General features: G+C 73.7%; 26 protein-coding genes and 1 pseudogene. 11 read left to right on the forward strand and 16 right to left on the reverse strand.

The features are described 5' to 3' along the window. Window positions 1–12: 12 nt before the first annotated feature. Window positions 13–1,110: a DNA glycosylase AlkZ-like family protein gene (locus tag I4I81_RS05160; RefSeq protein ID WP_218602200.1), complete on the reverse strand. Its 1,098-nt coding sequence runs from the start codon at window positions 1,108–1,110 to the stop codon at window positions 13–15. Further along, complete coding sequence (locus tag I4I81_RS05165) at window positions 1,107–1,922, reverse strand: class I SAM-dependent methyltransferase (RefSeq protein WP_218602201.1); 816 nt, start codon at window positions 1,920–1,922, stop codon at window positions 1,107–1,109. The genes I4I81_RS05160 and I4I81_RS05165 overlap by 4 nt, the downstream gene beginning before the upstream one ends. 221 nt (window positions 1,923–2,143) lie before the next feature. On the opposite strand from I4I81_RS05165, the gene rpsA reads away from it, so the two are divergent. The 5 genes from rpsA (at window position 2,144) to I4I81_RS05190 (ending at window position 7,143) form a co-directional block, all read left to right on the forward strand. Further along, a complete protein-coding gene (rpsA, locus tag I4I81_RS05170) occupies window positions 2,144–3,652 on the forward strand; it encodes a 30S ribosomal protein S1 (protein ID WP_218602202.1) in 1,509 nt (502 codons plus the stop codon). Window positions 3,653–3,809: 157 nt separating this feature from the next. Then, complete coding sequence (locus I4I81_RS05175) at window positions 3,810–4,490, forward strand: hypothetical protein (protein ID WP_218602203.1); 681 nt, start codon at window positions 3,810–3,812, stop codon at window positions 4,488–4,490. 10 nt (window positions 4,491–4,500) lie between these two features. Next, the gene (coaE, locus tag I4I81_RS05180; RefSeq protein WP_218602204.1) at window positions 4,501–5,682 is read left to right on the forward strand and encodes a dephospho-CoA kinase; all 1,182 of its coding nucleotides are present in this window, start codon (window positions 4,501–4,503) and stop codon (window positions 5,680–5,682) included. 85 nt (window positions 5,683–5,767) lie between these two features. After that, the gene (locus tag I4I81_RS05185) at window positions 5,768–6,490 is read left to right on the forward strand and encodes an RNA polymerase sigma factor (RefSeq protein WP_218602205.1); all 723 of its coding nucleotides are present in this window, start codon (window positions 5,768–5,770) and stop codon (window positions 6,488–6,490) included. Next, window positions 6,490–7,143 carry a hypothetical protein gene (locus I4I81_RS05190; RefSeq protein WP_218602206.1) on the forward strand — a complete coding sequence of 218 codons (654 nt, stop codon included), beginning with the start codon at window positions 6,490–6,492 and terminating at the stop codon, window positions 7,141–7,143. The genes I4I81_RS05185 and I4I81_RS05190 overlap by 1 nt, the downstream gene beginning before the upstream one ends. Here I4I81_RS05190 and I4I81_RS05195 read toward each other — a convergent pair. Next, window positions 7,119–7,664 carry a ribonuclease FAU-1 family protein gene (locus I4I81_RS05195; RefSeq protein ID WP_218602217.1) on the reverse strand — a complete coding sequence of 182 codons (546 nt, stop codon included), beginning with the start codon at window positions 7,662–7,664 and terminating at the stop codon, window positions 7,119–7,121. The genes I4I81_RS05190 and I4I81_RS05195 overlap by 25 nt on opposite strands. A gap of 41 nt (window positions 7,665–7,705) precedes the next feature. On the opposite strand from I4I81_RS05195, the gene uvrB reads away from it, so the two are divergent. From uvrB to I4I81_RS05215, 4 genes are all read left to right on the forward strand, one after another. Next, window positions 7,706–9,886, forward strand: a complete 2,181-nt coding sequence (gene uvrB / locus I4I81_RS05200; RefSeq protein WP_372453554.1) for an excinuclease ABC subunit UvrB — start codon at window positions 7,706–7,708, stop codon at window positions 9,884–9,886. 36 nt (window positions 9,887–9,922) lie between these two features. Next, a complete protein-coding gene (locus tag I4I81_RS05205) occupies window positions 9,923–10,288 on the forward strand; it encodes an MmcQ/YjbR family DNA-binding protein (RefSeq protein ID WP_226363761.1) in 366 nt (121 codons plus the stop codon). Window positions 10,289–10,357: 69 nt separating this feature from the next. Continuing rightward, window positions 10,358–11,620 (forward strand): glycosyltransferase family 87 protein, encoded by a 1,263-nt coding sequence (locus tag I4I81_RS05210; RefSeq protein ID WP_218602207.1) that lies wholly within the window; start codon window positions 10,358–10,360, stop codon window positions 11,618–11,620. A gap of 39 nt (window positions 11,621–11,659) precedes the next feature. Continuing rightward, window positions 11,660–12,106, forward strand: coding sequence for a glycosyl-4,4'-diaponeurosporenoate acyltransferase CrtO family protein (locus I4I81_RS05215; RefSeq protein WP_218602208.1), 447 nt, complete (start codon window positions 11,660–11,662; stop codon window positions 12,104–12,106). 35 nt (window positions 12,107–12,141) lie between these two features. Here I4I81_RS05215 and I4I81_RS05220 read toward each other — a convergent pair whose 3' ends face one another. Further along, on the reverse strand, window positions 12,142–13,098 hold the full coding sequence (locus I4I81_RS05220) for a LysR family transcriptional regulator (protein ID WP_218602209.1): 957 nt from the start codon (window positions 13,096–13,098) through the stop codon (window positions 12,142–12,144). A 71-nt stretch (window positions 13,099–13,169) separates the two neighbouring features. Here I4I81_RS05220 and I4I81_RS05225 point away from each other — a divergent pair. Continuing rightward, window positions 13,170–14,021: pseudogene (locus tag I4I81_RS05225) on the forward strand (EamA family transporter); the annotation flags it as partial. Between the two features lie 29 nt (window positions 14,022–14,050). On the opposite strand, the gene I4I81_RS05230 reads toward I4I81_RS05225, so the two are convergent. The 6 genes from I4I81_RS05230 to I4I81_RS05255 all read right to left on the reverse strand — a co-directional run bounded on the left by I4I81_RS05230 (window position 14,051) and on the right by I4I81_RS05255 (window position 20,471). Next, window positions 14,051–14,668, reverse strand: a complete 618-nt coding sequence (locus I4I81_RS05230; RefSeq protein WP_225924492.1) for a hypothetical protein — start codon at window positions 14,666–14,668, stop codon at window positions 14,051–14,053. An 80-nt stretch (window positions 14,669–14,748) separates the two neighbouring features. Then, window positions 14,749–15,639: an ABC transporter permease gene (locus tag I4I81_RS05235; protein ID WP_218602211.1), complete on the reverse strand. Its 891-nt coding sequence runs from the start codon at window positions 15,637–15,639 to the stop codon at window positions 14,749–14,751. Beyond that, window positions 15,636–18,440: an alpha/beta fold hydrolase gene (locus tag I4I81_RS05240; protein WP_218602212.1), complete on the reverse strand. Its 2,805-nt coding sequence runs from the start codon at window positions 18,438–18,440 to the stop codon at window positions 15,636–15,638. Before I4I81_RS05240 ends, I4I81_RS05235 begins: the two co-directional genes overlap by 4 nt. A 61-nt stretch (window positions 18,441–18,501) precedes the next feature. After that, entirely contained in the window at window positions 18,502–18,801 is a 300-nt protein-coding gene (locus I4I81_RS05245; RefSeq protein ID WP_218602213.1) for an antibiotic biosynthesis monooxygenase family protein, read from the reverse strand. Window positions 18,802–18,820: 19 nt separating this feature from the next. Further along, window positions 18,821–19,774 carry a DNA polymerase domain-containing protein gene (locus I4I81_RS05250; RefSeq protein ID WP_218602214.1) on the reverse strand — a complete coding sequence of 318 codons (954 nt, stop codon included), beginning with the start codon at window positions 19,772–19,774 and terminating at the stop codon, window positions 18,821–18,823. Between the two features lie 193 nt (window positions 19,775–19,967). Beyond that, window positions 19,968–20,471 (reverse strand): metallophosphoesterase family protein, encoded by a 504-nt coding sequence (locus tag I4I81_RS05255; protein ID WP_226363762.1) that lies wholly within the window; start codon window positions 20,469–20,471, stop codon window positions 19,968–19,970. Between the two features lie 157 nt (window positions 20,472–20,628). Here I4I81_RS05255 and I4I81_RS05260 point away from each other — a divergent pair, with 157 nt between their 5' ends. Continuing rightward, entirely contained in the window at window positions 20,629–21,672 is a 1,044-nt protein-coding gene (locus I4I81_RS05260; RefSeq protein ID WP_218603337.1) for a calcium:cation antiporter family protein, read from the forward strand. 1 nt (window position 21,673) lies between these two features. Here the strand turns inward: I4I81_RS05260 and pqqE are convergent, their stop codons facing one another. The 6 genes from pqqE to I4I81_RS05290 all read right to left on the reverse strand — a co-directional run bounded on the left by pqqE (window position 21,674) and on the right by I4I81_RS05290 (window position 26,616). Then, window positions 21,674–22,753, reverse strand: coding sequence for a pyrroloquinoline quinone biosynthesis protein PqqE (gene pqqE, locus I4I81_RS05265; RefSeq protein ID WP_218603336.1), 1,080 nt, complete (start codon window positions 22,751–22,753; stop codon window positions 21,674–21,676). Next, window positions 22,746–23,060 carry a pyrroloquinoline quinone biosynthesis peptide chaperone PqqD gene (pqqD, locus tag I4I81_RS05270; RefSeq protein ID WP_226363764.1) on the reverse strand — a complete coding sequence of 105 codons (315 nt, stop codon included), beginning with the start codon at window positions 23,058–23,060 and terminating at the stop codon, window positions 22,746–22,748. Before pqqD ends, pqqE begins: the two co-directional genes overlap by 8 nt. A gap of 4 nt (window positions 23,061–23,064) precedes the next feature. Further along, window positions 23,065–23,820, reverse strand: coding sequence for a pyrroloquinoline-quinone synthase PqqC (pqqC, locus tag I4I81_RS05275; RefSeq protein ID WP_218603335.1), 756 nt, complete (start codon window positions 23,818–23,820; stop codon window positions 23,065–23,067). Next, window positions 23,817–24,716 carry a pyrroloquinoline quinone biosynthesis protein PqqB gene (pqqB, locus tag I4I81_RS05280; RefSeq protein WP_218603334.1) on the reverse strand — a complete coding sequence of 300 codons (900 nt, stop codon included), beginning with the start codon at window positions 24,714–24,716 and terminating at the stop codon, window positions 23,817–23,819. Before pqqB ends, pqqC begins: the two co-directional genes overlap by 4 nt. 73 nt (window positions 24,717–24,789) lie before the next feature. Then, window positions 24,790–24,882: a pyrroloquinoline quinone precursor peptide PqqA gene (gene pqqA, locus I4I81_RS05285; RefSeq protein ID WP_218603333.1), complete on the reverse strand. Its 93-nt coding sequence runs from the start codon at window positions 24,880–24,882 to the stop codon at window positions 24,790–24,792. Between the two features lie 45 nt (window positions 24,883–24,927). Then, window positions 24,928–26,616: a PQQ-dependent dehydrogenase, methanol/ethanol family gene (locus tag I4I81_RS05290; protein ID WP_218603332.1), complete on the reverse strand. Its 1,689-nt coding sequence runs from the start codon at window positions 26,614–26,616 to the stop codon at window positions 24,928–24,930. Window positions 26,617–26,642 lie beyond the last annotated feature (26 nt).

Below are 26,642 nucleotides of genomic sequence, written 5' to 3' on the forward strand. Positions count from 1 at the left end.
CCCGACCGGCGATCATGCCCAGGCGACGGCGACCGCGTCGACGCCGAGCAGCGGGGCGTAGCGGGCCGCGGTCTCCTCGACCGCGGCCCGCGGCACCGGCCCGAACGGGCGCACGGTCACCGTCGCGCCGGAGTGCTCCCACACCCCGGCGACCAGCCCGTCGACGACGAGGACGGGGGAGATCCAGCCGGCCGTCCGCGAGACCTCCTTCACGCGGCCGTCCGGGACCGCCCGCGACCGGTGGCTGAGCGGGGCGATCACCCACGGGTCGAAGCCGGGGAGCAGCAGCGGGGCGTCGGCGGGGTCGGTGCCGCCGTCGGGGACCGCCGCCATCTCGTCGACGTCCTCGGTGCGCGCGACGTACCCGGCCTCGCCCTCGATCGTCACCGCGGTCACGGCGTCGCCCGCGGCGCGGATCATGCGCTCGGCCGGGGCGGGCCGCTCGCCCCACCAGCGCCCGACGTCCACGGCGGTGGCCGGGCCGTTCGCGGCCAGGAACCGCAGCAGTACCGCGCGCTCCGCCTCCTCCGCCGGCACGGGAGCGAGCGGGCGGCCCAGCCACGCGGCGGGGGAGACGAAGGTGACCCCTCCGTCGTCGGCCGGTGGACCGGAGCACAACAGCCCGCGGGCGGCGGCGGGTTTGAGCAGCGCACCCCAGCCCGTCGACAGCGGCTCGGCGATCGCGGGGTCGCCCACCTCGGCGACGACCGCGGTCACCAGCTCGGCGCGGGTCGACGGCACCGCCCCCAGCACCGAGCCGATCGCGTCGGTGATCGCGTGCAGCTGCGCGGCACTCACACCGTGCTCCCGTTCCCACGACGGCGGGAACCGGCGCCGGGCGTCGCGGGCGGTGAGCGCGCCGACCCACACGTCGAGCTCGTCGGCGGGCAGCAGGTGCAGCGTGCCGCGGGCGGCCCAGGTCCGGACCAGCCCGCGCGAGAGGTCCGGTACGCCGGCGCACCGGATCCCGGCGATCAGCGCGCTGCACGAGGTGACCTGCGCGTGGATCCCGCCGAGCACCCGCGCGACCTCGACGGGACCGGGGGCGGGGGACAGGAGCAGCTGCCGGCGGATCCGCCACCGTCGGACCTGGCGCCAGGTGAGTGTCACGGCCGGTGGCAGACGAAGATCGCCGTGCCCGGGAACAGCGCCCCGCGCAGCGGGCTCCACTGGCCCCACACCCGCTCGCGGCCCTCCGGCCATTCCGGCTCCACGACGTCGTCGAGCACCAGCCCGGCCGCGACGACGTCGCGGACCCGGTCGCCGATCGTGCGGTGGTGCTCGACGTAGGTGGCCGCGCCCGTGTCGTCGACCTCCACGTAGGGCGTGCGGTCGAAGTAGGACTGCACGACGGTGAGCCCGTCGGGGCCGGGGTCGTCGGTGAACATCCAGCGCATCGGGTGGTTCACCGCGAACACCCACCGCCCGCCCGGCCGCAGGACCCGCGCCACCTCGCGCATCACCCGCTCCGGTTCGGCGACGAAGGGGACGCCGCCGAACGCCGAGCAGGCGGCGTCGAACGAGGCGTCGGCGAACGGCAGCCGCTCCGCGCCCGCCTGCACCAGCGGGACCGCCACGCCGGTGGACGCGCCGAGGGCCGCGGCGTGCCGGAGCATGGACCCGGACAGGTCGAGCGCGACGGCCCGCGCCCCCTGCGCGACGAGCCACCGCGCGCACGGGGCCGACCCGGCCCCGATCTCCAGCACCGCCCGCCCGGCGACGTCGCCGAGCAGCCGGGCGTCGGCCTCGCGCAGTCCCTCGGGGCACCAGACGAAGTCGAGATCGCCGATGTCGGAGGCGTGTTCGGCCAGGTAGTCGTCGGCGTCGGCGTCCCACCAGGCACGGCTCGCGCGCTGCGATTCGGCCCCGTCGACGGCGCGCCGCGCGACCCCCACGGTGTTCAGTTGCTCCTCGGCACTCACCGGGTCATCGTCGCAGCTCGTGGCACCTGACCCGCGTTGTGCCGCCGCTCACCGCCCGCGTAGCATGGCGCAAGCACTGTGGTCAACGTCGCGGCGTCAGCGCCGGGCACCCTCCACGGGCTTCTCGCACCGATCAGATCAAGGGTGACAGCACCACGTCACGAGCCGTACTCCACCAGACCAGCACCACGCCGACATCCATCACCGGAGCACCCCACTACATGTCCACCGACACCACCGCCGCCCCGATCTCCACGACCCCGCAGGTCGCCATCAACGACATCGGGTCGGAAGAGGACTTCCTCGCCGCCATCGATAAGACGATCAAGTACTTCAACGATGGCGACATCGTCGAGGGCACGATCGTCAAGGTCGACCGCGACGAGGTACTGCTCGACATCGGCTACAAGACCGAAGGGGTCATCCCTTCCCGCGAACTGTCCATCAAGCACGATGTGGACCCCGCCGAGGTCGTGTCGGTCGGTGAGTTCGTCGAGGCCCTGGTCCTCCAGAAGGAGGACAAGGAAGGGCGCCTGATCCTGTCCAAGAAGCGCGCGCAGTACGAGCGCGCGTGGGGCACGATCGAGGCCCTCAAGGAGGCCGACGAGCCGGTCGAGGGCACCGTCATCGAGGTCGTCAAGGGTGGTCTCATCCTGGACATCGGCCTCCGCGGCTTCCTCCCGGCCTCGCTGGTCGAGATGCGCCGCGTGCGCGATCTGCAGCCGTACGTCGGCCGCAAGATCGAGGCCAAGATCATCGAGCTGGACAAGAACCGCAACAACGTGGTCCTGTCCCGCCGCGCGTGGCTGGAGCAGACCCAGTCCGAGGTGCGCAGCGAGTTCCTCAACCAGCTGGCCCGCGGCCAGGTGCGCAAGGGCGTCGTGTCCTCGGTGGTCAACTTCGGTGCGTTCGTCGACCTCGGTGGCGTCGACGGCCTGGTGCACGTCTCCGAGCTGTCCTGGAAGCACATCGACCACCCCTCCGAGGTCGTCGAGGTGGGCCAGGAGGTCACCGTCGAGGTCCTCGACGTCGACCTGGACCGCGAGCGCGTCTCGCTGTCGCTCAAGGCCACGCAGGAAGACCCGTGGCGCCTCTACGCCCGCACCCACGCGATCGGCCAGATCGTGCCGGGCAAGGTCACCAAGCTCGTCCCGTTCGGTGCGTTCGTGCGCGTCGAGGAGGGCATCGAGGGTCTGGTGCACATCTCCGAGCTGGCCGAGCGCCACGTGGAGATCCCGGAGCAGGTCGTGCAGGTCGGCGACGACGCCATGGTCAAGGTCATCGACATCGACCTCGACCGGCGCCGCATCTCGCTCTCGCTCAAGCAGGCCAACGAGGGCATGACGGCCGAGACCGAGTTCGACCCCACGCGCTACGGCATGGCGGCGGAGTACGACGACCAGGGGAACTACATCTACCCCGAGGGCTTCGACGTCGACTCCGGCGACTGGCAGGAGGGCTTCGAGACCCAGCGCGAGGCCTGGGAGAAGGAGTACGCGGAGGCCCACGTCCGCTACGAGCAGCACATCACGCAGATCAAGAAGTCGGCCGAGGCCGAGGCCGAGGCGGCTGCCGACGGTGGGGGCACGAGCTACTCGTCCGACACCGCCGACGCCGAGGCCGGCGGCGAGAGCACCGGTGGCGGCGGCGCGCCCGCCCAGTCCGGTGGCTCGCTGGCCAGCGACGAGCAGCTCGCGGCCCTGCGCGAGAAGCTGTCGGGCGGCGCCTGATCAGCTAGGTCACACCCGAACGGCCCCGGCGACCACCACGGTCGCCGGGGCCGTTCGGCGTCTGCCGGGGCACCTCCGGTCACGGTTCCGCTGCGTTCTGTGGACGCGCCGGTGCGGGGCGTCACGCCGAGGGGCGCGGCGCACTACCCTTGCCGTTGTGGGTGGGGGAACACGGTCGGGCGGCACGCGGCTGTTGGTGGTGCTCGTGGGACTCCTGATGAGCGCGGGATGCGCCACGGTGGACGCGGAGACCACACCGGTCCCCACCTTCGCCGTCCCGGCCTCGGCGGGCCCCGGTGCGCCGGGGGAGGCCGACCGTGACGGGGCGATCCCCACGGAGTGCGGCGAGATGCTGTCCGCGGCCGATCTCGGGGCCCTGCTGGGCCGCCCGCTCGACAGCGTCGTCGTGCGCACCACGATCGGCGTCGCCGAGCCGTCGGTGGGCCGCACCGAGCGGGTCGCCTGCCGCTACAGCGGCACCGGGGCCTCCCGCGGCGTCCTGCTCGACCTCAACGTGGCCCGCTACACCGACGCGGCCGCCGCGTCGAAGCAGTGGACGACCAACATCGGCGTGGAGAGCGGCGACCGGCGCGACCTGTCCATCGGTGCCGCCCCCGCCGCCCTGTTCGACCGGGCCCGCGAGTCGGTCCTCATGGTCACCTACGACGACGACACGCTGACGTTCGTGCTGCCCGAGGGGCCACGTCCGGGTGACCGGCCCCGCGGCGACGTCCTCGTCGACCTGGCCCTGCGCGTCCTGCCCGTCGTCGGCCCGCCGCGCACCGGGGCACCCGCCACGCCCGTACCCAGCGAGGACCCGGCGGTCGCGGCCGGATAGCGTCGCCGCCATGTTGCGCGTGGGGCTGACCGGGGGAATCGGATCGGGCAAGTCGACGGTGGCGCGCCGGCTCGTCGACCGCGGCGCCGTGCTCGTCGACTCCGACGCACTGGCCCGCGAGGTCGTCGCGCCCGGCACCGACGGCCTGGCGGAGATCGCCACCGCGTTCGGCGACGGCGTGCTCACCGCCGACGGCGAGCTCGACCGGCCCGCGCTCGCCTCCGTCGTCTTCGGCGACGCCGACGCGCGCGCCCGGCTCAACGCGATCGTGCACCCCCTCGTCCGCCGCCGCTCCGACGCGCTGATCGCGCAGGCCCCCGCCGACGCGATCGTGGTGCAGGACATCCCGCTGCTCGTCGAGGGCGGGATGGGACCGATGTTCCCGCTGGTCGTGGTCGTACACACCGACGCGGAGGAGCGGGTCCGGAGACTCGTCGGGCAGCGTGGGATGCCCGAGGCCGACGCCCGCTCCCGGATCGCCGCCCAGGCCGACGACGACGCCCGCCGGGCCGCCGCCGACGTCTGGCTCGACAACAGCGGCGCACCCGAGGCGCTCGACGGCGCGGTCGACGCCCTGTGGGACGGCCGGCTGGTGGAGTTCGAGTCCCGCCTGCGCCGGCGCGACCCGGTGCGCACCGCCACGGTCGTGCTCGCCGACCCCGACCCGGCCTGGCCCGCCGACGCCGCACGTCTCGCGGCCCGGATCTCCGCGGCCGCCGGGGGGCGTGAGGTCGCCCACATCGGTTCGACGGCGGTACCGGGGCTGCCCGCCGAGGACGTGATCGACCTGCAGCTCGCGGTCGGCTCGCTGGACGAGGCGGCCGGGTTCCGCGACGCACTGGCCGACGTCGGGTTCCCCCGGTGCCCGGACGTCGACCACGACGACCCGAAGCCGCCCGGCCCCGTCCGGCCCGAGCAGTGCCACGGCACCGCCGACCCCGGGCGTCGCGTCCACCTGCATATCCGGGAGACCGGGTCGCCCGGTTGGCGGTACGCGCTGTTGTTCCGCGACTGGCTGCGCGCCGACCCGGCGTCCCGCGAGGAGTACCTCGTGCTCCAGCGGCGGGCCCAGGCGGAGTCGGGGGGCGAGGCGGAGCGGTACGTCGGGATCGAGGCGCCCTGGTTCGACGGGGCGTCCGACCGCGCGGAGGGATGGGCAGTATCGTCGGGGTGGACCCCCTCGTTGGGCTGAGTGGACGCACCCTGCGGTAACGCAGCGCTACGCCCCCACGATGGGTGAGCAGGAGAGCCGCGAACGGACGGGACGGGGTGGGGGAGTGAGCGCGCAGGTGGATCAGGACGTCCGCGTCAACCTGGTCAAGGGCGACGCCGTTCCGGCTCCGGAGCAGGCCTACGGGGCGGATGCGTACGGGGAGACGGTCGTCGGGCCGACGCCGCTCCCCGAGCCGTCCCTGCCGTCCGCGCCCGTCGTCGTCCAGGACGCCCCGTCGGCATCGCCGGCGTCGCTGCGCGTCGACTTCGGCGCCCACCTCGAGGCCAACTACCAGCGCCTCGTCGCCCAGCTCTACGCGATCACCCTCGACCCCGGTGAGGCGCACGACGTCGTCCAGGAGGCGTACTCGCGCGCCTGGCGCAAGTGGGCCGAGATCAGCGTCGGGCCCGACCCGACGGGCTGGGTCCGCCGCGTCGCCGTCCGCTCCACGCAGCGGGGCTGGCGCCGGGTGCTGGAGCGGGTCGGGCTCGCCCGGCCGCGCGCCGTCGGCGACGGCGACCCCCGCACGGCCGCCCTGCTCGCGGCACTGGGTCGGCTCTCGATCGCCGAGCGCCGGGTCGTGGTCCTGTTCCACATGGTCGGCACCTCCCGGCGCGACATCGCCGCGCTCGAGCAGGTCTCCGAGGAGACCGTCCGGCTGCGGCTGCGGCGCGCCCACCAGGTGGTCACCGAGGGCATGGCCGACGAGCTGCCGAGCGTGCTCGGCGTGGCACCGGCATACGACGATCCCTACACACCCCACGCGGGTGCGGAGAGGCAGTACTGATGGACGCCCTGACCCGCGTCACCGACGAGTTCCGGCGGCTCGACGACGAGCTGTCGGCCGCCGTCACGCTCCCGTCGGTCGACGACGTCATCCGCCACACCGGTTCGGCGAACCGCGCCAGCACCGCCGCAGCCGCCGCCGTCATCGCGGTGGGTGCGCTCGGCGGGGTCACCGCCGTGGCGCAGATCGCCAACGCCCCGGCGGCGTCCGCGCAGGTCGCGCCGGCCGCGTCGGGCACCTCCGACGTCGTGCCGGTGCTGCCGGAATCGGCCGCCCCGACCACCACCGTCGTCCCGACGCCGGCGGAAGTGGCCCCCGCCGAGGAGACCCGCCGCCCCGAGACGACGCGGCGGCAGACGGCGGAGCGGACCCCGGCGCGCACGGCGGCCCCGGTCGCACCGCCCGTCGTGGCCCCGCCGGTGGTCGCCCCGCCGACGACCACGCGTCCGCCGGTGACCACCACCCGCCCGCCGATCGACGAGGGCACGCCGGACCCCACCACGACTGCTCCACCGACCACCACGACTCAGACGACGACCACCAGCTCGATGCCGTCCTCCACCACCACGACGGAGCCGACGACGTCCACCGAGTCCGAATCGGTCACCCCCGGCAGCCAGGCCGGTCGTCAGGCCGGCGGCGGCGTCGCCTGACCCGGCGGCCGTTCCCGCCAGGTCAGCTCCACACCGAGGCTGCCGAGCCAGGCGTCGAGGTCGTGTCCGTGGGCGGCCAGGCCGTCGACGGCGCGGTGGGTGCTGTGCATCGCCGCCTCCGCCGCGGCCGGGTCGAGCACCCCGCACGCCACCGCCCCGACGAACTCGTCGACGTCGATCACGCGGGCGTCGCGCCGGGTGCGGACCACGATGTCGAGGTAGTGGTCGGTGAGCAGCCAGCGGTCGCCGTCGCCGACGATCTCGCACACGTCGAGGTAGAAGTCCTGGTCGCGCTCGTGCCCGGGGTTCCACGCGAAGTCGGTGACGGCCAGCCCGAGGTCGGGCAGCAGCCAGGTCTGCAGCCAGTGCGCCGTCGGGCGACCCACCATCGCGCGGCTCATGTACAGGCCGAACGGGGTGACGCGGTACTCGTCCACCACCCGCTCGTGGCCCTTGGTGTCGATGTTGGTCCGGGCGGGGACGTCGAAGGTCGCGGTCTTCGGCGGGTGCACGCCGTCGATGCTGTCAGAAACTGTCGGGGTGGGCTCGTACGCTGGGGTCCGTGGCATTCGCAACCGAGGTCCCCGGCAGCGCCCGTGAGGGCGAGATGCCCCTGGCGCACTCCGAGCACCGCCCGGTCGGGGAGATCCCCCGCACCGGCGGGCGCTTCGAGGTGGTCAGCGAGTTCGAGCCCGCGGGCGACCAGCCCGCGGCCATCGCCGAGCTCGAGAAGCGCATCCACGCCGGCGAGCAGGACATCGTCCTCCTCGGCGCCACCGGCACGGGCAAGTCCGCCACCACGGCCTGGCTGATCGAGAAGCTGCAGCGGCCCACTCTGGTGATGGCACCCAACAAGACCCTCGCGGCGCAGCTGGCCAACGAGCTGCGCGACATGCTGCCGAACAACGCGGTCGAGTACTTCGTCTCGTACTACGACTACTACCAGCCCGAGGCGTACATCGCGCAGACCGACACCTACATCGAGAAGGACTCGTCGGTCAACGACGACGTCGAGCGGCTGCGGCACTCCGCCACCTACAACCTGCTGTCCCGGCGCGACGTCGTGGTGGTCGCCTCGGTGTCGTGCATCTACGGCCTGGGCACGCCGCAGTCCTACCTCGACCGGTCGGTGAAGCTGCACGTCGGCGACACGGTGGAGCGCGACCAGCTGCTGCGCCTGCTGGTCGACGTGCAGTACACGCGCAACGACATGGCGTTCAACCGCGGCACGTTCCGGGTCCGCGGCGACACCGTGGAGATCATCCCGGCCTACGAGGAACTCGCACTGCGCATCGAGTTCTTCGGCGACGAGATCGAGTCGCTCTACTACCTGCACCCGCTCACCGGCGACGTCGTGCGCCAGGTCGAGGACCTGCAGATCTTCCCGGCCACCCACTACGTCGCGGGCCCCGAGCGGATGGAGCAGGCGGTCCGCGACATCGAGCGGGAGCTGGAGGAGCGCCTCGCGCAGCTGGAGGGCCAGGGCAAGCTCCTGGAGGCCCAGCGGCTGCGGATGCGCACCCAGTACGACGTCGAGATGATCCGCCAGGTCGGGTTCTGCTCGGGCATCGAGAACTACTCGCGCCACATCGACGGCCGCGGCGCCGGCACCGCACCGGCCACCCTGATCGACTACTTCCCCGACGACTTCCTCATGGTCATCGACGAGTCCCACGTCACGGTGCCGCAGATCGGCGGCATGTTCGAGGGCGACATGTCGCGCAAGCGCAACCTCGTCGAGTTCGGGTTCCGGCTGCCGTCGGCGGTCGACAACCGCCCGCTCACGTGGGAGGAGTTCGCCGACCGCATCGGGCAGACGGTCTACCTCTCCGCCACCCCCGGCCCCTACGAGCTCAGTCGCACCGGCGGCGAGTTCGTCGAGCAGGTCATCCGGCCCACCGGCCTGGTCGACCCCCAGGTCGTCGTCAAGCCGACGAAGGGCCAGATCGACGACCTGGTCCACGAGATCAGGGAGCGCGCGGAGCGCGACGAGCGGGTGCTGGTCACCACGCTCACGAAGAAGATGGCCGAGGACCTCACCGACTACCTGCTCGAGCTGGGCATCCGGGTCCGCTACCTGCACTCCGAGGTCGACACCCTGCGCCGCGTCGAGCTGCTGCGCCAGCTCCGGCTCGGTGAGTACGACGTCCTGGTCGGCATCAACCTGCTGCGCGAGGGCCTCGACCTGCCGGAGGTCTCGCTCGTCGCGATCCTCGACGCCGACAAGGAGGGCTTCCTCCGCTCGGGCACCTCGCTGATCCAGACGATCGGGCGCGCGGCGCGCAACGTGTCCGGCGAGGTGCACATGTACGCCGACAAGATCACCGACTCGATGCGGCACGCCATCGACGAGACCGACCGGCGCCGGGCGAAGCAGATCGCCTACAACACCGAGAAGGGCGTCGACCCGCAGCCGCTGCGCAAGAAGATCGCCGACATCCTCGACCAGGTCTACAAGGAGGCCGAGGACAGCAACGTCGTGCCGATCGGCGGATCGGGCCGCAACCAGTCCCGGGGCAAGCGCGCGGCGGGCGAGCCGGGCCGGTCCAGCAGCGGGGTGGTGTCGGGCCGCGACACGAAGTCGATGCCGCGCGCGGAGCTCGCCGACCTGGTGCAGGCCCTCACCGACCAGATGCTCGGAGCGGCACGCGACCTGCAGTTCGAGCTGGCCGGGCGCCTGCGCGACGAGATCCAGGACCTCAAGAAGGAGCTGCGGGGCATGGACGCGGCCGGGATCAGTTAGGGGACGACCATCGAGTCCGACGAGTTGCTGGCCGGCGTGCGCGAGCGGTGCCTGGCGCTGCCCGAGGTCACCGAGGGGCTGACGCACGGTGCGCCGACCTGGTTCGTGCGGGGTCGCCGGTCCTTCGCCAAGTTCATCGACCCTCCGGACCACCGGTTCGACGAGTCGCACGTCGCGCTCTGGGCGGCCGCCCCGCCCGGCGCCCGCCGGGAGCTCGCCGCGGCCGACCCGACCCGGTTCTTCGGGCCCCCGTTCGGCGGGGCCGACTGGGTGGGGCTGCGCCTCGACGTGGAACCGGGTGGCCCCGACTGGGAGGTGGTGCGCGAGATCCTCACCGACGCCTACCGCCGGATCGCCCCACCGACGTTCGTCGCCCTGCTCGACGAGCAGCCCCGCTCCTGAGCGCCACCGGGTGAGGTGCGGGGTCCGGGGCCGGTTACGGTGGAGCGTCGAGCAGGAGGGGGAGCCGGCGTGACCAGTCCGTCGACGGCCGACCCGGTGGCAGCCGCGGGCCGCGTGCCCGCCTGGTTGCGCTCGCCGCGTCGCGTCCTGCCGGTCACCGTGCCGCTGCTGGCGCTCGTGCTGGCCGGGCTGGTGGTGCACACCGGGGGCCGGCACATCGACCTCGAGGTCTACCGGTTCGGTGTGCAGGCGTGGCTCTCCGGCGGCGACATGTACGGCCCGCTGCCCGAGACCTCCGGTCACATCGCGCTGCCGTTCATCTACCCGCCCTTCGCGGCGTGGGTGATGACGCCGCTGGCGGTCGTGCCGTGGACGGTCGCGTGGGTCGCGCTGCTCGCGCTGTCGGTGCTGGCGCTGGGCGCCACCCTTTACGTCGTCGCGCGCCGGCTGTGGCCCTCCGGCGGCCCCGGCGGGGCGCTCGCGGTGGCCTCGATCGCGCTGCCGCTCGCGCTCGCCGTCACCCCCGGCAGCCCGATCGACCTCGACACCCCCACCGAGGGCATCCCCTTCGCGCTCGACCCGGTGCTGCAGACCGTCGAGTTCGGCCAGATCAACCTGCTGCTGATGGCCCTGGTCGCGCTCGACTGCCTGGTCGACCACCCGCGCTGGCCCCGCGGGATGCTCATCGGCATCGCCGCGGCGATCAAGCTGACCCCGGCTGCGTTCGTGCTGTTCTTCCTGCTCCGTCGGGACTTCCGGGCGGCGGTCGTCGCGGTGGTGTCCGGGATCGTGGCCACCGCGATCGGGTTCGCGGTGGCGCCGCGCGAGTCGCTCGCGTTCTGGCTGGGCAACCCCACCGGCGGGGTCAGCGGGTCGCCGTTCTTCACCAACCAGACGCTGGAGGCGGTGCTGGTGCGCGCCGGGGTCGAGGGCACCGCGCGCACCGTGGCGTGGGTCCTGCTCTCCGCGGCACTGCTGGCGATCGCGGTACCCGTGATCCGCCGGGCCCCCGCTCCGCTCGCGCTCGTCGCCGTCGCGGGGGTGGCGCTGCTCGCGTCGCCGACGTCGTGGTCGCACCACTGGGTGTGGGTCGCGCCCGCCCTGCTGGTCGCCGCCGCGTCGGCGTGGCGGGCCCGGTCCGTCGGCTGGACGGTGGTGACGGTGCTGGCGGGCACGGTGTTCGTCGTCGCCCCGCACCGGCTCGGGCTCCCGCGTGCGGGGGAGGTCGAGCTGGGCTGGTCGGCGTGGCAGCAGGTCGTCGGCAGCACCTACGTGTGGTTCACGGTCGCGCTGATGATCGCGCTGTTCCTGCGGTGGCGACGGCCGGCGTGACTCCGCCGCGCCGCCCGCGGCCCGCCTGACCGGTCCGCGATGCCGCTCTCGACCGCGCGGGTCGGCCGGACGGTGGCCGGGGTCCTCGGGCGGCACACCCTCGCCACGGCCCTGACCGCGGTCGCGCTGCGGGTGCTGCGACCCGAGCTGGACGGGGGCTGGTTCCGGGTGCGCCCGGGGGAGCGGGAGCTGCACCGGCGCCTGGGGGTCCGGCACTACCGGCGGCTCCTGCGCGCCGTCGCGTGGGACCGGGTCGTGACGCGGTGGCGGTCCTTCGACGGCACCCGCGCCGGGCTGGCGTCGCTGGACCGGCACACCCGGCTCAGTGAGGCGACCCACCTCGGCGGCGCGGTGGCGGGCACCCTGCTGGTCGTGCGGGCCCGTCGCGGGGGCGCCGGTGCGGTGCTCCTGGGCCTGGCGATCCACCTGCACCCGGTCGTGCTCCAGCGGTCGCTGCGCGCCCGCATCCACGCCGTGCGGCGGTGAGTGGCCACGGGCCCCGGTCCGATCCGGCCGTGCCATCAGGGTGCGGCACCCTCCACCGCCCGTGCGGGGCCGGACGCCGGCGCTGCGCGGGACCCGCTGACGGCGGCCGCCTCGGCGCTCAGCGCGTCGAGCACCGCCCGCACGGCGGGGCGGGCGGCCGCACTGGGCCGCAGCACCGCCTCGACCAGCCGGGCGGCCCGTACCCCGGCCAGGGGGCGGCGCACCAGCCGCCGCCCGCCGCGGTCGTCGGTGGAGTAGCGGGGCAGCAGGGCGATACCGCGCCCGGCGGCGACGAGCGTCTCGGTCACCGAGAAGTCGTTGATCCGCTGCACCACCCGCGGGGTGGCGCCGGTGCGCACGGCGAGCGAGCGCAGCACGTCGTCGACGGGCCAGCCGACCTCCACGCTGATCCACGACTCACCGGCGAGCTCGTCGAGGCGGACCTTCCGACGCCGGGCGAGCCGGTGCCCGGGTGGCAGCACGACGTCGAGCGGTTCGCGCAGCAGCGGCACGACGAGCCGGCCGTGGCCGGGTGCGGGGCCGTGCTCGTCGCGGTGGGTCACGACGACGTCGAAGTCGGCTGTCAGGGCCAGGACGTCCGCGGGGGACATGTCGACGTCGCGGCAGCTCACGTCGACCTCGGGCCGCTCGTCGAGCCGCGCCAGCACGCCCGCCAGCATCATCCGTGCCCCCGACGGGAACATCGCCATGCGGACGAGCCCGCGCGGTGTCGTCCGCAGCCCCTCCACGGCGGCGTCGGCGCGGGCCAGTGCGGCGAGCACGCCCTCGGCCTCCGCGGCGAGCACCCGCCCGGCGTCGGTGAGGCGCAGTCCGCGCCCGGCCGGCTCGGTGAGCGCCATCCCGACCTCGTCGGCGAGTGCCCTGAGCTGCTGGGAGATCGCCGACGGGGTGAACGACAGCGCGGCGGCGACGGCGGTGACCGAACCACGGTCGGCCAGCTCGCGGAGCACCCGGAGCCGCTGCACATCCATGTAGCCACGCTAAAGCATTCCGTCAGAATCATTCGCTGGTCTGGACGGACGCCGCGGCGCAGGGTGGACCCGTGCCCCTCCGCGACCGTCTGCTCGCCGTGTTCGTCGCCGCCCTGTGGGGCGGCAACTTCCTCGCCATCCACGTCGGCCTCGACCACTTCCCGCCCCTGTTCCTCGCCGCACTGCGCTTCGCGGTCATCGCCGTCCCGACCGTGCTGCTCGTCCCGCGCCCGCAGGTGCCGCTGCGCTGGCTCCTCGGCTACGGCCTGGGGTTCGGCACGGTCCAGTTCGTCGGCCTGTTCGTCGCGATGGACATCGGCATGCCGACGGGGCTCGCGTCGCTCGTGCTCCAGGCGTCGGCGCCGTTCACGGTGCTGCTCGGCGCGCTGCTGCTGGGGGAGCGGCTCTCGGCGCGGCAGGCCGCGGGGATCGGGCTGGCCGTGCTCGGGCTGGCCGCGATCGCGGTGTCCCGGGCGCAGACCGCGGCGCTGCTCCCGGTGCTGCTCACCCTGTTCGGCGCGCTGGGCTGGGCGCTCGGGAACCTGTCGAGCCGCCTCGCCCAGGCCCCGAACCCGCTGCACCTGACGCTGTGGATGTCGGTCGTGCCGCCGGTGCCACTGCTCGCCATGTCCTGGGCGACCGAGGGCCCGCAGGCGGGGTTCGACGCGCTGCGGGCCGCCGTCACCCCGGCCGGGGTCCCCGGGCTGCTCGCGCTGGCCTACCTCGTGGTGCTCGCGACCGTCGTCGGCTCCGGGATCTGGACGGTGCTCATGGGCAGGCACCCGGCGGGCGTCGTCGCGCCGTACTCGCTGCTCGTGCCCGTCGTGGGGATGGGCCTGGCCGCGGCCGTGCTCGGCGAGCGGCCGACCACCGTCGAGCTGGTGGCCGGCGCCGTCATCATCGGTGGCGTGCTGCTGGGGACGCCGGGTGTGCGTCAGACGGTGGGTGTGCGTCAGACGGTGGGGGTCACCGGGGTCACCGGGGCCGTCGCACGGTCGACGCGGCGGTGGAAACGCATCCCGGCCAGCCCGCCGAGCACCGCGCCGACGAGCCCGACCAGCAGCACCGCGGACAGCAGGATGAGCCCGCCGATCGTCAGCGCGGCCGGGTCCAGGACACCGCCGACGAGCGCGGCGAGGGGTGTCAGGTCGACGGGCGTGCCGGAGACGGCGACGAGCACGGCGACCGCGACGGCCACGAGGACGGCCCACAGCCACACCGCGACGCCCTGACGCGCACCGTCGAACCGCGCCATCCGGCCGGCGACGTACCCGCCGCAGAAGTAGGCGACGAACAGTACGACCGCGGCCACGATCCCGGCGACGACCCCGGCGGGCGGACCACCGGGCACGGTCGTGAGTCCGTATCCCTGGGTGATCGACGCGGCGATGCCGCTGAGCAGCACCGCGGTGCCGAGCGCGGTGAGCCAGCCGAAGAACGCCGACCCCCATTTCGTGCCCCCGAACCGGCTGCGCTGCTCCTGCTTCAGGGCGCGTCGCTGCTCACGGGCGGTGGACGGGGTGCCCGGCGCGATCGGGTCGGTGGGTCCGTGGTCGGTGCCGGACGTCATGAGGCTCTCCCTCGTCACGCCCGTCGGTCACGGGCAGGTGCGCGGGAGTACCCGGACAGGTGATCCGGCACACGCCGATGTCAGCTCGTGACGTCCTTGCGACCGAACCGGTACACCGCGGCCGCGCCGAGGACGAGCGCCCAGGTCAGCGACGAGAACACCCCGCGCGTCATACCGCCCCAGTCGACGTCGACGGCGAGCAGGTCCGACCACGCCGTCGCGTAGCGGGTGGGCAGGAAGTCGCGCAGGTCCTCCAGGGCCGTGATCTGATTGAGGATCTGGCTGACGATCGACGCCATCACCGCACCCCCGACGGCCCCGAGCGGCGCGTCGGTCGACACCGAGAGCAGCAGCGCGAGCGCGGCCACCCAGCTCAGCTGCACCGCCACGTAGAGCGCGCCGACCAGCAGCCGCCCCGCCCCGCCCCAGAACGTCAGCGACTCGCCCGTCGGGCTCACCAGGTTGCCCGAGCCGTACGCGAGCCCGCCGACGAGCAGCGCCACCAGCGGCAGGGCGAGGATCGCGGCGAGCGACAGCCCGGCCGCGACGACCGCCTTCTGCCGCAGCAGCCGCGCACGGGGGATCGGGGCGGCCAGCAGGTAACGCAGGCTCGACCACGACGCCTCCGCCGCGACCGTGTCGCCGAAGAACAGCGCCACGACGACGACCAGCAGGAACGACGCCGACGCGAACTGGGCGAAGACCGCGAAGTTGGCTCCGCTGACCTTCGCGAGGTCGACGAGGTTGAGCGAGCCCGTCGGCGGGCCGTCCGGGGCCAGCGCGAACGCGATCCAGAGGATCACCGGCAGCAGCGCGATCAGGCCGAACGTGACCTGCGTGCGGCGGCGCTTGAGCTGGCGCACCAGCTCGACGCGCAGCGGCAGCGTGCGACCCGGCCGGTACTGCGACGCCGGCGGGCCGGCGGCGAGCGCGCCGACGGTGCCGGTCACGGTGGAGCGGTCGTCCGTCACGGGCCTGTTCCCTCTCCCACGGTGTCCTCTCCGACGAGCTGCAGGAACGCGTCCTCCAGGCGCCGCCGCGGCCCGGCCGACGCGACGTCGACCCCGGCCGTGACGAGCGCCCGCACCGCCGACGCGCGCGGGGTGCCGTTGAGCTCGGCGTGCACGGACGCCCCGTCGACCTCGACGGCGTGGACGCCGTCGAGCCCGGTCAGGACGTCCGCGGCCCGGGCGGGGGCGTCGACGGCGAACGTGGCCGCCCCGCCGCCCGCGATGATGTCGTCGACCGAGCCGTCCGCGACGACCTTGCCGTGGTGCATGACGACGACGTGGTCGCAGGTCTGCTCGACCTCGGCCAGCAGGTGGCTCGACACCAGCACGGTGCGCCCGCCTGCGGCGTAGCGGCGCAGGACCTCGCGCATGGCGTGGATCTGGGGCGGGTCGAGCCCGTTGGTCGGCTCGTCGAGCACGAGGAGCTCGGGCAGCCCGAGCATGGCCTGCGCGATGGCCAGGCGCTGGCGCATGCCCTGGCTGTAGGCCCCGACGCGGCGCTCCACGCTCGCGCCGAGCCCGGCGATCTCCAGGGCCTCGGCCAGGTGCGCCTCGGCCGTCGGGCGGCCGGTGGCGGCCCAGTACAGGCGCAGGTTGTCGGCGCCGGAGAGGTGCGGGAGGAACCCCGGCCCCTCGACGAACGCCCCGATCCGGGCGAGCACGGGCGCACCCGGCCCGACGGGCTCGCCGAACGCGGTGATCGTGCCTGCGGTCGGGCGGATGAGGCCCATGAGCATCCGGAGCACGGTGGTCTTGCCCGCGCCGTTGGGTCCGAGCAGGCCGAGCACCTGCCCGCGGTCGACGCGGAAGGACACGCCCTGCACGGCGGAGAACCCGCCGCGGTAGGTCTTGGCGAGGTCGCGGATCTCCAGCGGCGGCGCGCCGGGGTCCGGCGTCTGCGCGGCGGCCCCGCGGCGACGCACGAGCGCGGCGGCGGCCCAGGCCAGCAGCGCGACGGCGAGCACGACGCCGATCCCGATGGCCGGGCCGAGCGGCACGGTGCTCGCGGTGACGGCCTCGCCCGGGACGACCGGGACGCTCAGGTCGGCCGCCGCGTCGACGGTCCACGCCGCGGGCTCGGTGCCCCCGGCGTACGCCTGGTCGGTGGTGGCGACCGTGACGACGAGCCGGTTGCCCGCCTCGACCGGCGCGACGACCCCGGGCAGCGTGACGGTGACCGTCGCCGCGGATCCGTCGGCGGGCACCGCCACCCGGACCGGGGCGACCGCGGAGCCGAGCAGCGTCCGCGTGCCGTCGGGGGTGACCTCGGAGGTGGAGACGAACAGGATCGCGTCCGCGGGACCGGGCTCCCCGGGTACGCGCGAGACCGTCAGGTCGACCCGCGGCGCGCCGGTGACCAGCAGCGGGTCGGCGACCGGGGCCGAGGTGAACTGTGCCGACTGACCGGGCAGCGCGGAGGTGAGCGAGGAGATCCGCCCGCTCAGGCTGCCGAGGGCGCCCCCGAGGCCGGGCAGGGCGGTGATCGCTGCGGGACTGCCGCCCGCCGGGGTCGCGACGACGGTCGGCCCGCCGTCCAGCGGCAGCGCGCGGGTGTCGAGGACGCCGGTGCCCGCCAGGCCTGGGTAGTCGGCGGCCACGACCGTGCGCCCGGTCGGGGTACTGCTGCCGGCCCGGATCCCGCTCTCCACCGCGTAGGGGAAGGCGGTGCCCGGGTCGTCGCCGGTGCCGTCGAGGTAGAAGGAGAACCAGTCGCCGACGGCCGTGCGCACGCCGTCGTCGGGGGCGCCTCCGTCGTGGCCGCCCGCGTACCAGCGCACCTGCACCGGCGTGCCGGTCGCGGCGATCTGGCGGGCGTTGGCGTCGGCCTGGTCGAGCCCGAACAGGGTGTCGCGCTCGCCCTGCACCAGCAGGGTCGGCGCGGTGATGCGGTCGGTGACGGTGCGGGGCGACGAGCGCTCCAGCAGCGCCGCGGTGTCGGGGGACAGGCGCCCGGTCGTCGCGGCGTCGGTGTAGGCGGCGCAGACCTCGGCGGTGAAGCGGCCGCAGACGGGGTCGGCCCCCTCCGGCACCGCCGCCCCGGCTCCGGTGCCCGCCGCTGCGGCGCCCGTCGCGTCGGAACCGGTGTCGGCGCCAGCGGCTCCCGACCCGAGTCCGGCGGAGAAGAACACGCCCGCCCAGCCGCGCTTGAACACCCCGTCGGGGGCGAACGCGCCACGGGCGGCGGTGTCGACGGGCGGGGCGGTCGTGGCGGCGGCGTTGGGGAACAGCGCCTGGCCCAGGTCGTTCCAGGTGATCACCGGGGCGATGGCGTCGACGCGCGGGTCGTACCCGGCGAGCAGCAGCGACAGCGCGCCGCCGTAGGAGGCGCCGGTGACGCCGACGCGGGGGTCGCCCGGCCCGTCCTGGACGACCTCGGGCATCGCGGCGAGCCGGTCGAGCAGCGCGCTCGCGTCGGCGACCTCGGCGTCGGGGTCGTTCAGCCCGATCTGCCCGGTGCTCGCGCCGAACCCGCGCGCCGACCAGGCCAGCACGACGAAGCCGCGCTCGACCAGCGCGCGGGCGTCGGCGTCGACCGAGTCCTTGCTCCCGCCGAAGCCGTGCGCGACGAGCACCGCGGGCGCGGGCGTCGTCGCGGGCAGGTACAGCGTGGTGTCCAGGCTCGCGCCGGGGACCTCGACCCGCCCCTCGGTGACGCCCTCCTGCGGCGTCGACGCGAACGCGGTCGCGGGCAGCGCCGGGAACAGGACGAGCGCGGGGAACAGGACGAGCGCGAGCAGCAGCACGCGCGGGAGGCGGGGCACGGTACGACGCTAGGCGACGGCCGTCGACAGGCCCTCAGCCGGTTCTCAGCGCCCGAGTGGCTCAGGGGTGCGTGACGAGGTCCTCGACGTGCTCGACCGTCGGGGCGCCGTCGAAGAAGGGCCCGACGATCGCGCGCCACTTCGGGAACGCCTCCGACTCGCGGAAGCCGACGGTGTGCGCCTCGACGCTGTCCCACTCGATGAGCAGCACGAACCGGGTGGGCGTCTCGATGCTGCGGGTGAGCCGGGCGCGGCGGAAGCCGGGGGTGCCGGCGACGAGCGCGAGGCCCTCACGGACGGCGTCGGCGAACTCCTCCTGCTTGTCGGGGAGGACGGCGAAGTCGGCGATCTCGGTGATCATGCGGTCATCGTCGCACGGGTCACTCCGCGGCCCGGGCCGCCCGCTTGCGCCGTTTCCCCTCGTGCATCGCGACCACGCGGGCGACGGGGATCTCGTGCCCCTGCTCGACGAGGTCGGCGGGCAGCGCCTGCGGGGCGGGCAGGGCGTCGGCCCACGGGTCGGCGTCGCCGAGGAGCCCGAGCGCGGTGCGGATCGTGAAGTCGCGGGGGTGGACCTCGGCCAGGTCGTCCCAGGCGACGGGGAACGACACCGGCGCGCCGGGCCGGACCCGCGGGCTGTACGCGGCGACGATCGTGGCGCCGCCCGCGCGGGTGGAGTCGACGAAGACCTTCCCCTGCCGGTCCTCCTTGATGTACGCGGTGGTCGCGACGGACGGGTCGACCCGCTCGGCGCGGGCGGCGAGCGCGCGGGTGGCGGCGGCGGTGTCGTCGATCGCCGAGGGCTCCAGCGGCACCACGACGTGCACGCCCTTCGCCCCGCTCGTCTTCACCGCGCCGGCGAGCCCGGAGTCGGCCAGCGCCTGCCGCACGCACGCGGCGGCCGCCACGACGTGCGCGAAGTCGTCGTCGGCCGGGGGGTCGAGGTCGATGACCAGCTGCCGGGAGACCGTCTCGCCGTCGCGCAGCAGCGCGGGGTGGTACTCGACCGCGCGCTGGTTGGCGAACCACAGCAGCGTCCGCCGGTCGTCGCACAGGGCGTAGCGGACGTCGCGCTGGGAGGCGTGCGACCACGCCGTCGTCGAGGCGATCCAGTCCGGCGCGTACGTCGGGAGGTTCTTCTGCATGAACGGCTCCTGCCCCGGCCGGACGCGCACCACCGACAGTGCCCGCTGCACGAGGCCGGGCAGGATCCGGGCCGAGACGCCGTCGAGGTAGTCGACGAGGTCGCGCTTGGTGGCGTCGGCTCCGTCGAACAGCGGGCCGTCGAGACTGCTCAGCTCGACGCCCTCACGAGTCTCCTTCGCGGCTGCCATCGCGCCACCTCACCACGGACGGCCGGACCTGACCAGCACCCATGACCCAGGTGCGGGACAACAGCGACTCGGGGGCGGGACAACAGCGACTCGGGGGCGGGAGAACAGCGACTCGGGGGCGGGAGAACAGCGACTCGCGGACAGGCCCGCGAGTCGCTGTTTCCGCGCCCCCGAGTCGCTGCCCGGAGTCCCGTCAGAGGTGGTGGAGGGTGACCGGGCCGAGGGTGCCGTCGTCCACCGAGGCCGTCATCCACGTGTGGGTGGGCCGGCGGCGGCGGTCGGTGGGGGAGCCGGGGTTGAGCAGGCGCAGGCCCGTGACGGTGGTGGAGTCCCACGGGATGTGGCTGTGGCCGAAGACGAGGACGTCGACGTCGGGGTAGGCCGTGGAGCAGCGCTTCTCGCGGCCCTTCGACGACCCGGTCTCGTGCACCACGGCGAACCGGACGCCCGCGAGCTCGACGCGGGCCACCTCGGGCAGCCGCGCGCGCAGCTCGTCGCCGTCGTTGTTGCCGAAGACCCCGACCAGCCGCACCGCCCTGGCCTGCAGGGCGTCGAGGGCGGCGACGGAGACCCAGTCGCCTGCGTGGATCACCACGTCGGCCGCGTCGACGGCCTCCCACACCGGCGCGGGCAGGTCGCGCGCCCTCGCCGGGATGTGGGTGTCGCTCAGGATCAGGATGCGCTCGGGCGGACCCACGACGGACCTCCTCTCGGGGACGGTGCGACCACGGCCTGCCGCAGGCCCGACCGCGACATTGCTCCGATTGGCGTCGGGCGATGCTGCTTGCGACCATCGGGCAGGCCGACCTGGAGCATTCGAGAACGTTCGGCTGCAACGAGAAGGAGTGTCACCGTTGACCTCTGTATTCGTCTTCATCTCCGGCGCCGTGTTGCTCATCTTCAGCGCGGAGAAGCTGATCGGCTACCTCGTGGGGGCGGCCAGCGGGCTCAAGATGTCCCTTTTCCTGCTGGCCATCGTGTTCACGGGCATCGAGTTCGACGACATCTTCCTCGGGGTCGCGCTGAACATGGAGGACCTCAGCGACGTCGCGCTGGGCACCGTCTTCGGCACCGCGATCTCCCTGACCGGGGTCGTGCTCGCGGTCGCCGCGATCCTCACGCCGGTCCGGGTACAGATCCCGCGGGACTACATCGCCCTCCTGGCCGCCGCGCCACTGGTCATGATCGTCTTCACGCTGACGGCGCCGTTCACCCTCGTCGACGGCGCCGTGCTGGTCGGCCTGTTCACCCTGTTCGTGGCCTACGTCGCCGTACGGGAGTCCCGCCGGGAGATCCCGGTCTTCCGCCATGCGGAGGTCTACGCGGGAATGGGTGAGGCGGACGGCGGCCGGGTGGAGGACACCGACGATGCGCGGGGGCCGTCCTTCGCCGACGAGATGCCGTTCGCCGAGGCCCGGGGGCGTCCCGGCTGGGCGGGGATCGCACTGGCGCTGCTCGCGCTCGCCGGCCTCATCATCGGCGCCGCGACGACGGGCATCGGGGTCGAGGGGATCCTGGAGAGCTTCGGGATCGAGGGCACGCTGTTCGGTGCCACGATCGTCACCGCGGTCCTGACGATCGAGGACCTCTTCCTGACCGTCGAACCCATCCGGAAGGGCGCGCCGGAGATCGGGATCGGGAACGTCATCGGGAGCGTCGTCTTCTCGGTCACGGGCAAGCTCGGTGTCATCATCCTCGCGGGAGGCGCGATCGTCGTCGGTCCGGAGGTGCTCACCTGGCACCTGACCGCGCTCGTCGTGGTGACCGGTCTCGCGGCGTTCTTCCTGTACACCGGCCGGCTGCGGCCGTGGCACGGCTACCTGCTGCTCGCGCTCTACGTCGCCTACTGGGTCGTCAGCTTCGTCGCGTTCGGGCAGGCCCCGATCGAGATGGACTGACTCAGCGGTGCGGACGCGGCACGAGCTCCTCGTCGTCGCGCCTCGAGGCCGTGTTGGCCGCCTCCACCGCCTCGGTGACGATCGCGTGGTCGGGGGAGAGGTGGCAGACCGGATCGGTCCGGGCGGCGTCGCCGGTGAGCTGGAACGCCTGGCAGCGGCATCCGCCGAAGTCGAGCTCGCGACGGTCGCAGGTCCGGCAGGGGTCCTGCATCCAGCCGGTGCCGCGGAACGCGGTGAAGACCGGGGCGCCGTCCCAGATCCGTCCCAGTGGGTCCTCCCGCACGCTGGCCCGGGGCAGCGGGAGGGTCTGCGCGGCCGGGCAGGGCAGCGCGTCACCGTTGGGGGCCACGGTCAGCTGGCGGGCGGCCCACCCTCCCATGCAGGGCTTGGGGAACTCGCCGTAGTAGTCGGGCAGGACATGCACGATCTCCATCCGCCCGGCCAGGCGTGCGCGCGCGGCGCGGACGACGTCCTCGGCCCCCGCGAGCTGCTCCCGGCTCGGCAGCAGCGCCGCGCGGTTGCGCCACGCCCAGCCGTAGTACTGGGTGTTGGCGAGCTCGACCCGGTCGGCGTCGAGCTCCTCGACCAGGGCGATGATCTCGGCGACCCGGTCGATGTTCTGCCGGTGCAGGACCACGTTGACCGTCAGGGGCCAGCCCAGGTCCTTCGCGACCGCGGCGGCCCTGAGCTTGCGCTCGAACGACGGGATGCCGGCGATGCGGTCGGAGGCGGTGGGCTCGTCGGCCTGCACGCTGATCTGCACGTGATCGAGCCCGGCCTCCTTCAGCTCCTCGGCGCGGCCGGGCGAGAGCCCGATCGCGCTCGTCACCAGGTTCGTGTACATGCCCAGCCCGGATGCGGTGCGCACCAGGTCGACCAGGTCGCGGCGCAGCAGCGGCTCTCCGCCGGAGAGGTGGCACTGCAGCACGCCCAGTTCCGCGGCCTCCCCGAACACGCGCTGCCACTCGGCGGTGCTCAGCTCGTCGTCGTAGGCGGCGAGCTCGAGCGGGTTGGAGCAGTACGCACACGCCAGCGGGCACCGGTAGGTGAGCTCGGCCAGCAGTCCGAAAGGCCTATCCATCGGCGATCTCCACACATCGTCTGGTGACGAGACGGGCCAGGAAGGCCACGACCTCGTCCTGGAGCACCTCGGCGTCGACCACGCGGCCGTACCGTGTCCGCAGTTCCGCGGCGACGTCGGACACGGTCCGCCGCCCGTCGCAGAGCCCGAGGATGTCGGCACCGGTCGGGTTGAGCACGATCACCGACTCCGGACCCAGCAGCACGTGCCGTTCCCGGGTCGGGTCGAACCGCATCCGGACGTGCCGCGACAACGTCGGGCGGCCCGACGGCGCGACGACCGGCGGGACCGCCGGCGCGGTGGTCACGCGGTCATCGGGCACTGGGCCGGTCTCCGTACGCCTGGCCGATCGCGTCCATCATCGACCAGAGGACGTCGCACTTGAACGACAGCGCGGCCACCGCGGCGTCGCGGTCCTGCGGGGTCCGGCAGTACTGCGTGACCACCTCGAGCGCGTGCTCGGAGTCGCGCGGCGCCTGGTGCAGGCGGTTCCGGAAGTAGGCCAGGCCCTCCGGGTCGATCCAGGTGTAGCGCTGCTCGAAGGCCCTGAGGCGCTCGGCCATCAGGTCCGGGGCGAACAGCTCGGTCAGCGACGACGCGACCGCCTCCACCCAGGGCCGCGTCCGGGCGAACGTGACGTACGCGTCGACGGCGAAGCGGACCCCGGGGACGAGGTGGCGGTGGTCCTCGATCTCCTCGCGGGTGAGGCCGCAGGCCTCGCCGAGCCGCAGCCACGCCTCGATGCCGCCGAGCCCGGGTGCGTCGCCGTCGTGGTCGGTGATCCGGCGGATCCACCGCCGGCGGACCGCCGGGTCGGGGCAGTTGGCGAGGATCGCCGCGTCCTTGCGCGGGATCATCTCCTGGTAGTAGTAGCGGTTCGCCACCCAGCCGCGGATCTGGTCCGGGCGGAGCGCACCCTCGTTCATCCGCAGGTGGAACGGGTGCGCACTGTGGTAGCTCTGCGCGTGCGCGCGCAACTGCTCGACGAGCTGCGCGGTCTCCGGTGTCACCGTCGTCGGGTCCGTCGTCGGGTCGCCGGTGCCCGTGCTCAGGGTGCTGGTGCTCATGGTGCGGGAACCTCCACTTCGAGGCCGTCGTGGGCCACTTCCATTCCCGCCCGCTCGACCTCGCGCCGCTGCGGTGAGTCCTCGAGCAGGATCGGGTTGGTGTTGTTGATGTGGATGTAGATCGTGCGGTCGATCGGCAACCGGGCCAGCTGCTCCAGGCTCCCGCCGGGACCGCTGAGGGACAGGTGGCCCATGTCGCGGGCGGTCTTCGCGGCCAGGCCGAGGCGGATCAGCTCGTCGTCGTGCCAGCAGGTGCCGTCGATGAGCAGGCAGTCGACGCCGTCGAGCTCGGTGAGCACGGCGGGTGTCAGCTCCTGCACACCGGGCAGGTAGACGGCGACGCGTCCGGTGCGCTCGTCGGTGAGCCGATAGCCCACCACCCGGCCGTCGTCCTCGCCGGTGCCGAAGCGGTCGTGCTTGGCCGTGGGGACGTCGAAGGCCCGGTAGGAGATCCCGCCCAACGACACGTCCCGCCCCGGGACGACGGGCGTCCACTCGACGGGGCAGTAGCGCTCCAGCGTGGTCAGCACCCCCGTCCCCGATGTCAGCGTCGCGCGGGTCGCCGCGGTGGCGTGCAGGTCGATCCCGCGGCCCTCCCGCAGCAGGAGCAGCCCCAGGGTGTGGTCGAGCTCGGCGTCGGTGAGCAGCACCGCCTGCAGCGGGGTGGCCCGGTCGGCCCCGGGGTGCAGGCCCGGGAAGGCCTCGAACTGCGCCCGGATGTCGGGGGAGGCGTTGAACAGGAACCACCGCTCCCGGTCCGGACTCACCGCGATCGACGACTGCGTCCGCGCCCGTGCCGGCCTGCTGCCCTCGCGGACCGCCCGGCACGTCGGGCAGCTGCAGTTCCACTGCGGGTAGCCACCCCCGGCCGCCGATCCGAGCACCCGCAGCCACATGTCGCGTCCCCCGTTCCTCGTGCCGGGAGGGGCGCCGGATCCTGAGTTCCGGCGCCCCTCCCGATGTGTCTTCCTAGGCCTCCGAGCGAGCGACGTACATCGTCACCTCGGGTGCACACCCGACCTCCTCGAAGTCGGGGGCTTCCCACTCAGGGAGCGTCTCCATGTGCCGTCACCTCCTTTCCGGGTAGTGCGTGGCGTCGATCTGGTCCTAGTCCTCCGGCAGGGCGAAGACGAACAGCGCGTCGCCGGCGGCGGCCCCGAGCAGCCCGGGCAGGAACCCCTCGATCCAGCCGCCCCACCCGGTCGGTACCGCGAGGTACTGCCGCCCGTCGACGCTGTAGACGCTGGGGCTGCTGTGGTGCCCGCTACCACACTGGAACGACCACAGCTTCTCGCCGGTCTCGGCGTCCAGCGCGACGAACTCACCGGTCGGCGTGCCCTGGAAGACCAGGCCGCCTGCCGTGGTGACGTTCGAGGCGCACATCGGGTACTCGTTGCGCCAGCGCCACTTCTCCTCGCCGGTCAGCGGGTCGACGGCGCTGACGAAGCCGTAGAAGTCGTCGAGGTCGACGGCGACGCCGGCGCCCCAGTAGGGGATGGACTCCTTGAACTCGCGGCGCCTGCGGGTGGCCGTCGCCCCGACCTCCTGCACCGGGATGTAGATCAACCCCGTCTGCTTGGAGTAGGACATGTGCGTCCATTCCTTGGCCCCGGCCGGCCCCGGCCAGAAGTGCACCGGCACGCCCTCCTCGTCGGGGTACACCTTGGGCGTGACCTTGCCCTCCGGGCTGATCTCACCCCAGGTGATCCGGTCGCAGAACGGGAACACGCGGACGAGCTCGCCGTTGGTCCGGTCCAGGACGAAGAAGTACCCGTTCTTGTCCGCGTGGGCGAGCAGCTTGCGCCCGTCCGGGGCGTCGAACAGGAGGTTCTCCATCGTGGAGTCGTAGTCCCACAGGTCGTGCGGGGTGCACTGGTAGTGCCACCGGATCTCGCCGGTGTTCACGTCCACCGCGACGATGCTGTCGGTGTAGAGGTTGTCGCCCGGGCGCACGCCGCCGTCGAAGTCGGGTGCCGGGTTGCCGGTGCCCTGGTAGAGCAGCTCCAGCTCCGGGTCGTAGGTGGGGGTGATCCAGCAGTTCGCGCCGCCGCGCTGCCACGCGTCGCCGTCGGACGGCCAGGTCTCGGCGCCCGGCTCGCCCGGCTTCGGGATCATGTACCGGCGCCAGCGGCGCTCCCCGGTCTCGGCGTCGAACGCGTCCAGGCACCCGCGGGTGCCGAACTCGCCGCCGGAGCTCCCGACGACGACCATGTCCTTCACCAGCAGCGGCGCGGCGGTGCGGCTCTCCCCGGCCCGCACGTCACCGGCCGTGATGTCCCAGACCTTCTCGCCGGTGGTCGCGTCGAGCGCGACGACGTGGGCGTTGAGGGTGGCCATGTAGACCTTCCCGTGCCCGACGGCCAGGCCGCGGTTGACGTTCCCGCAGCACAGCGAGACGTCGTAGGGGGAGGCGTGCTTGTAGCGCCAGAGCTCCTCGCCGGTCTTGGCGTCCAGCGCCCAGGCCTTGCCGTCCGGGCCGGAGACGTACATGACGCCGTCGACGACGATCGGGGCGGCCTCGAAGGAGTAGGTCGACGCGCCGGACTGCATGCCGGTGGCGCCGGCCTGGAACACCCACGCGGGCGACAGGCGCCGGACGTTGTCCTTCGTGATCTGGTCGAGCTCGCTGTAGCGCTGCCCGTCGTAGGTGCCGTAGTAGGTGAGCCAGTTCTCCGGCTCCGTGCCGGCGTTCTTGATGCGCTCGAAGTCCACGTTCGTGGTGGCCGGCGCGCTGCCCTTGACGGCGCTGAGTTGCGTCAGGGGGATGGCTGCGCCTGCGTCGACGTAGTCGGTCATCGTCTGCTCCTGTCTGCGGGCTCGGC

Origin of the sequence: Pseudonocardia abyssalis, from assembly GCF_019263705.2 — a bacterium.
Taxonomy (GTDB): domain Bacteria; phylum Actinomycetota; class Actinomycetes; order Mycobacteriales; family Pseudonocardiaceae; genus Pseudonocardia; species Pseudonocardia abyssalis.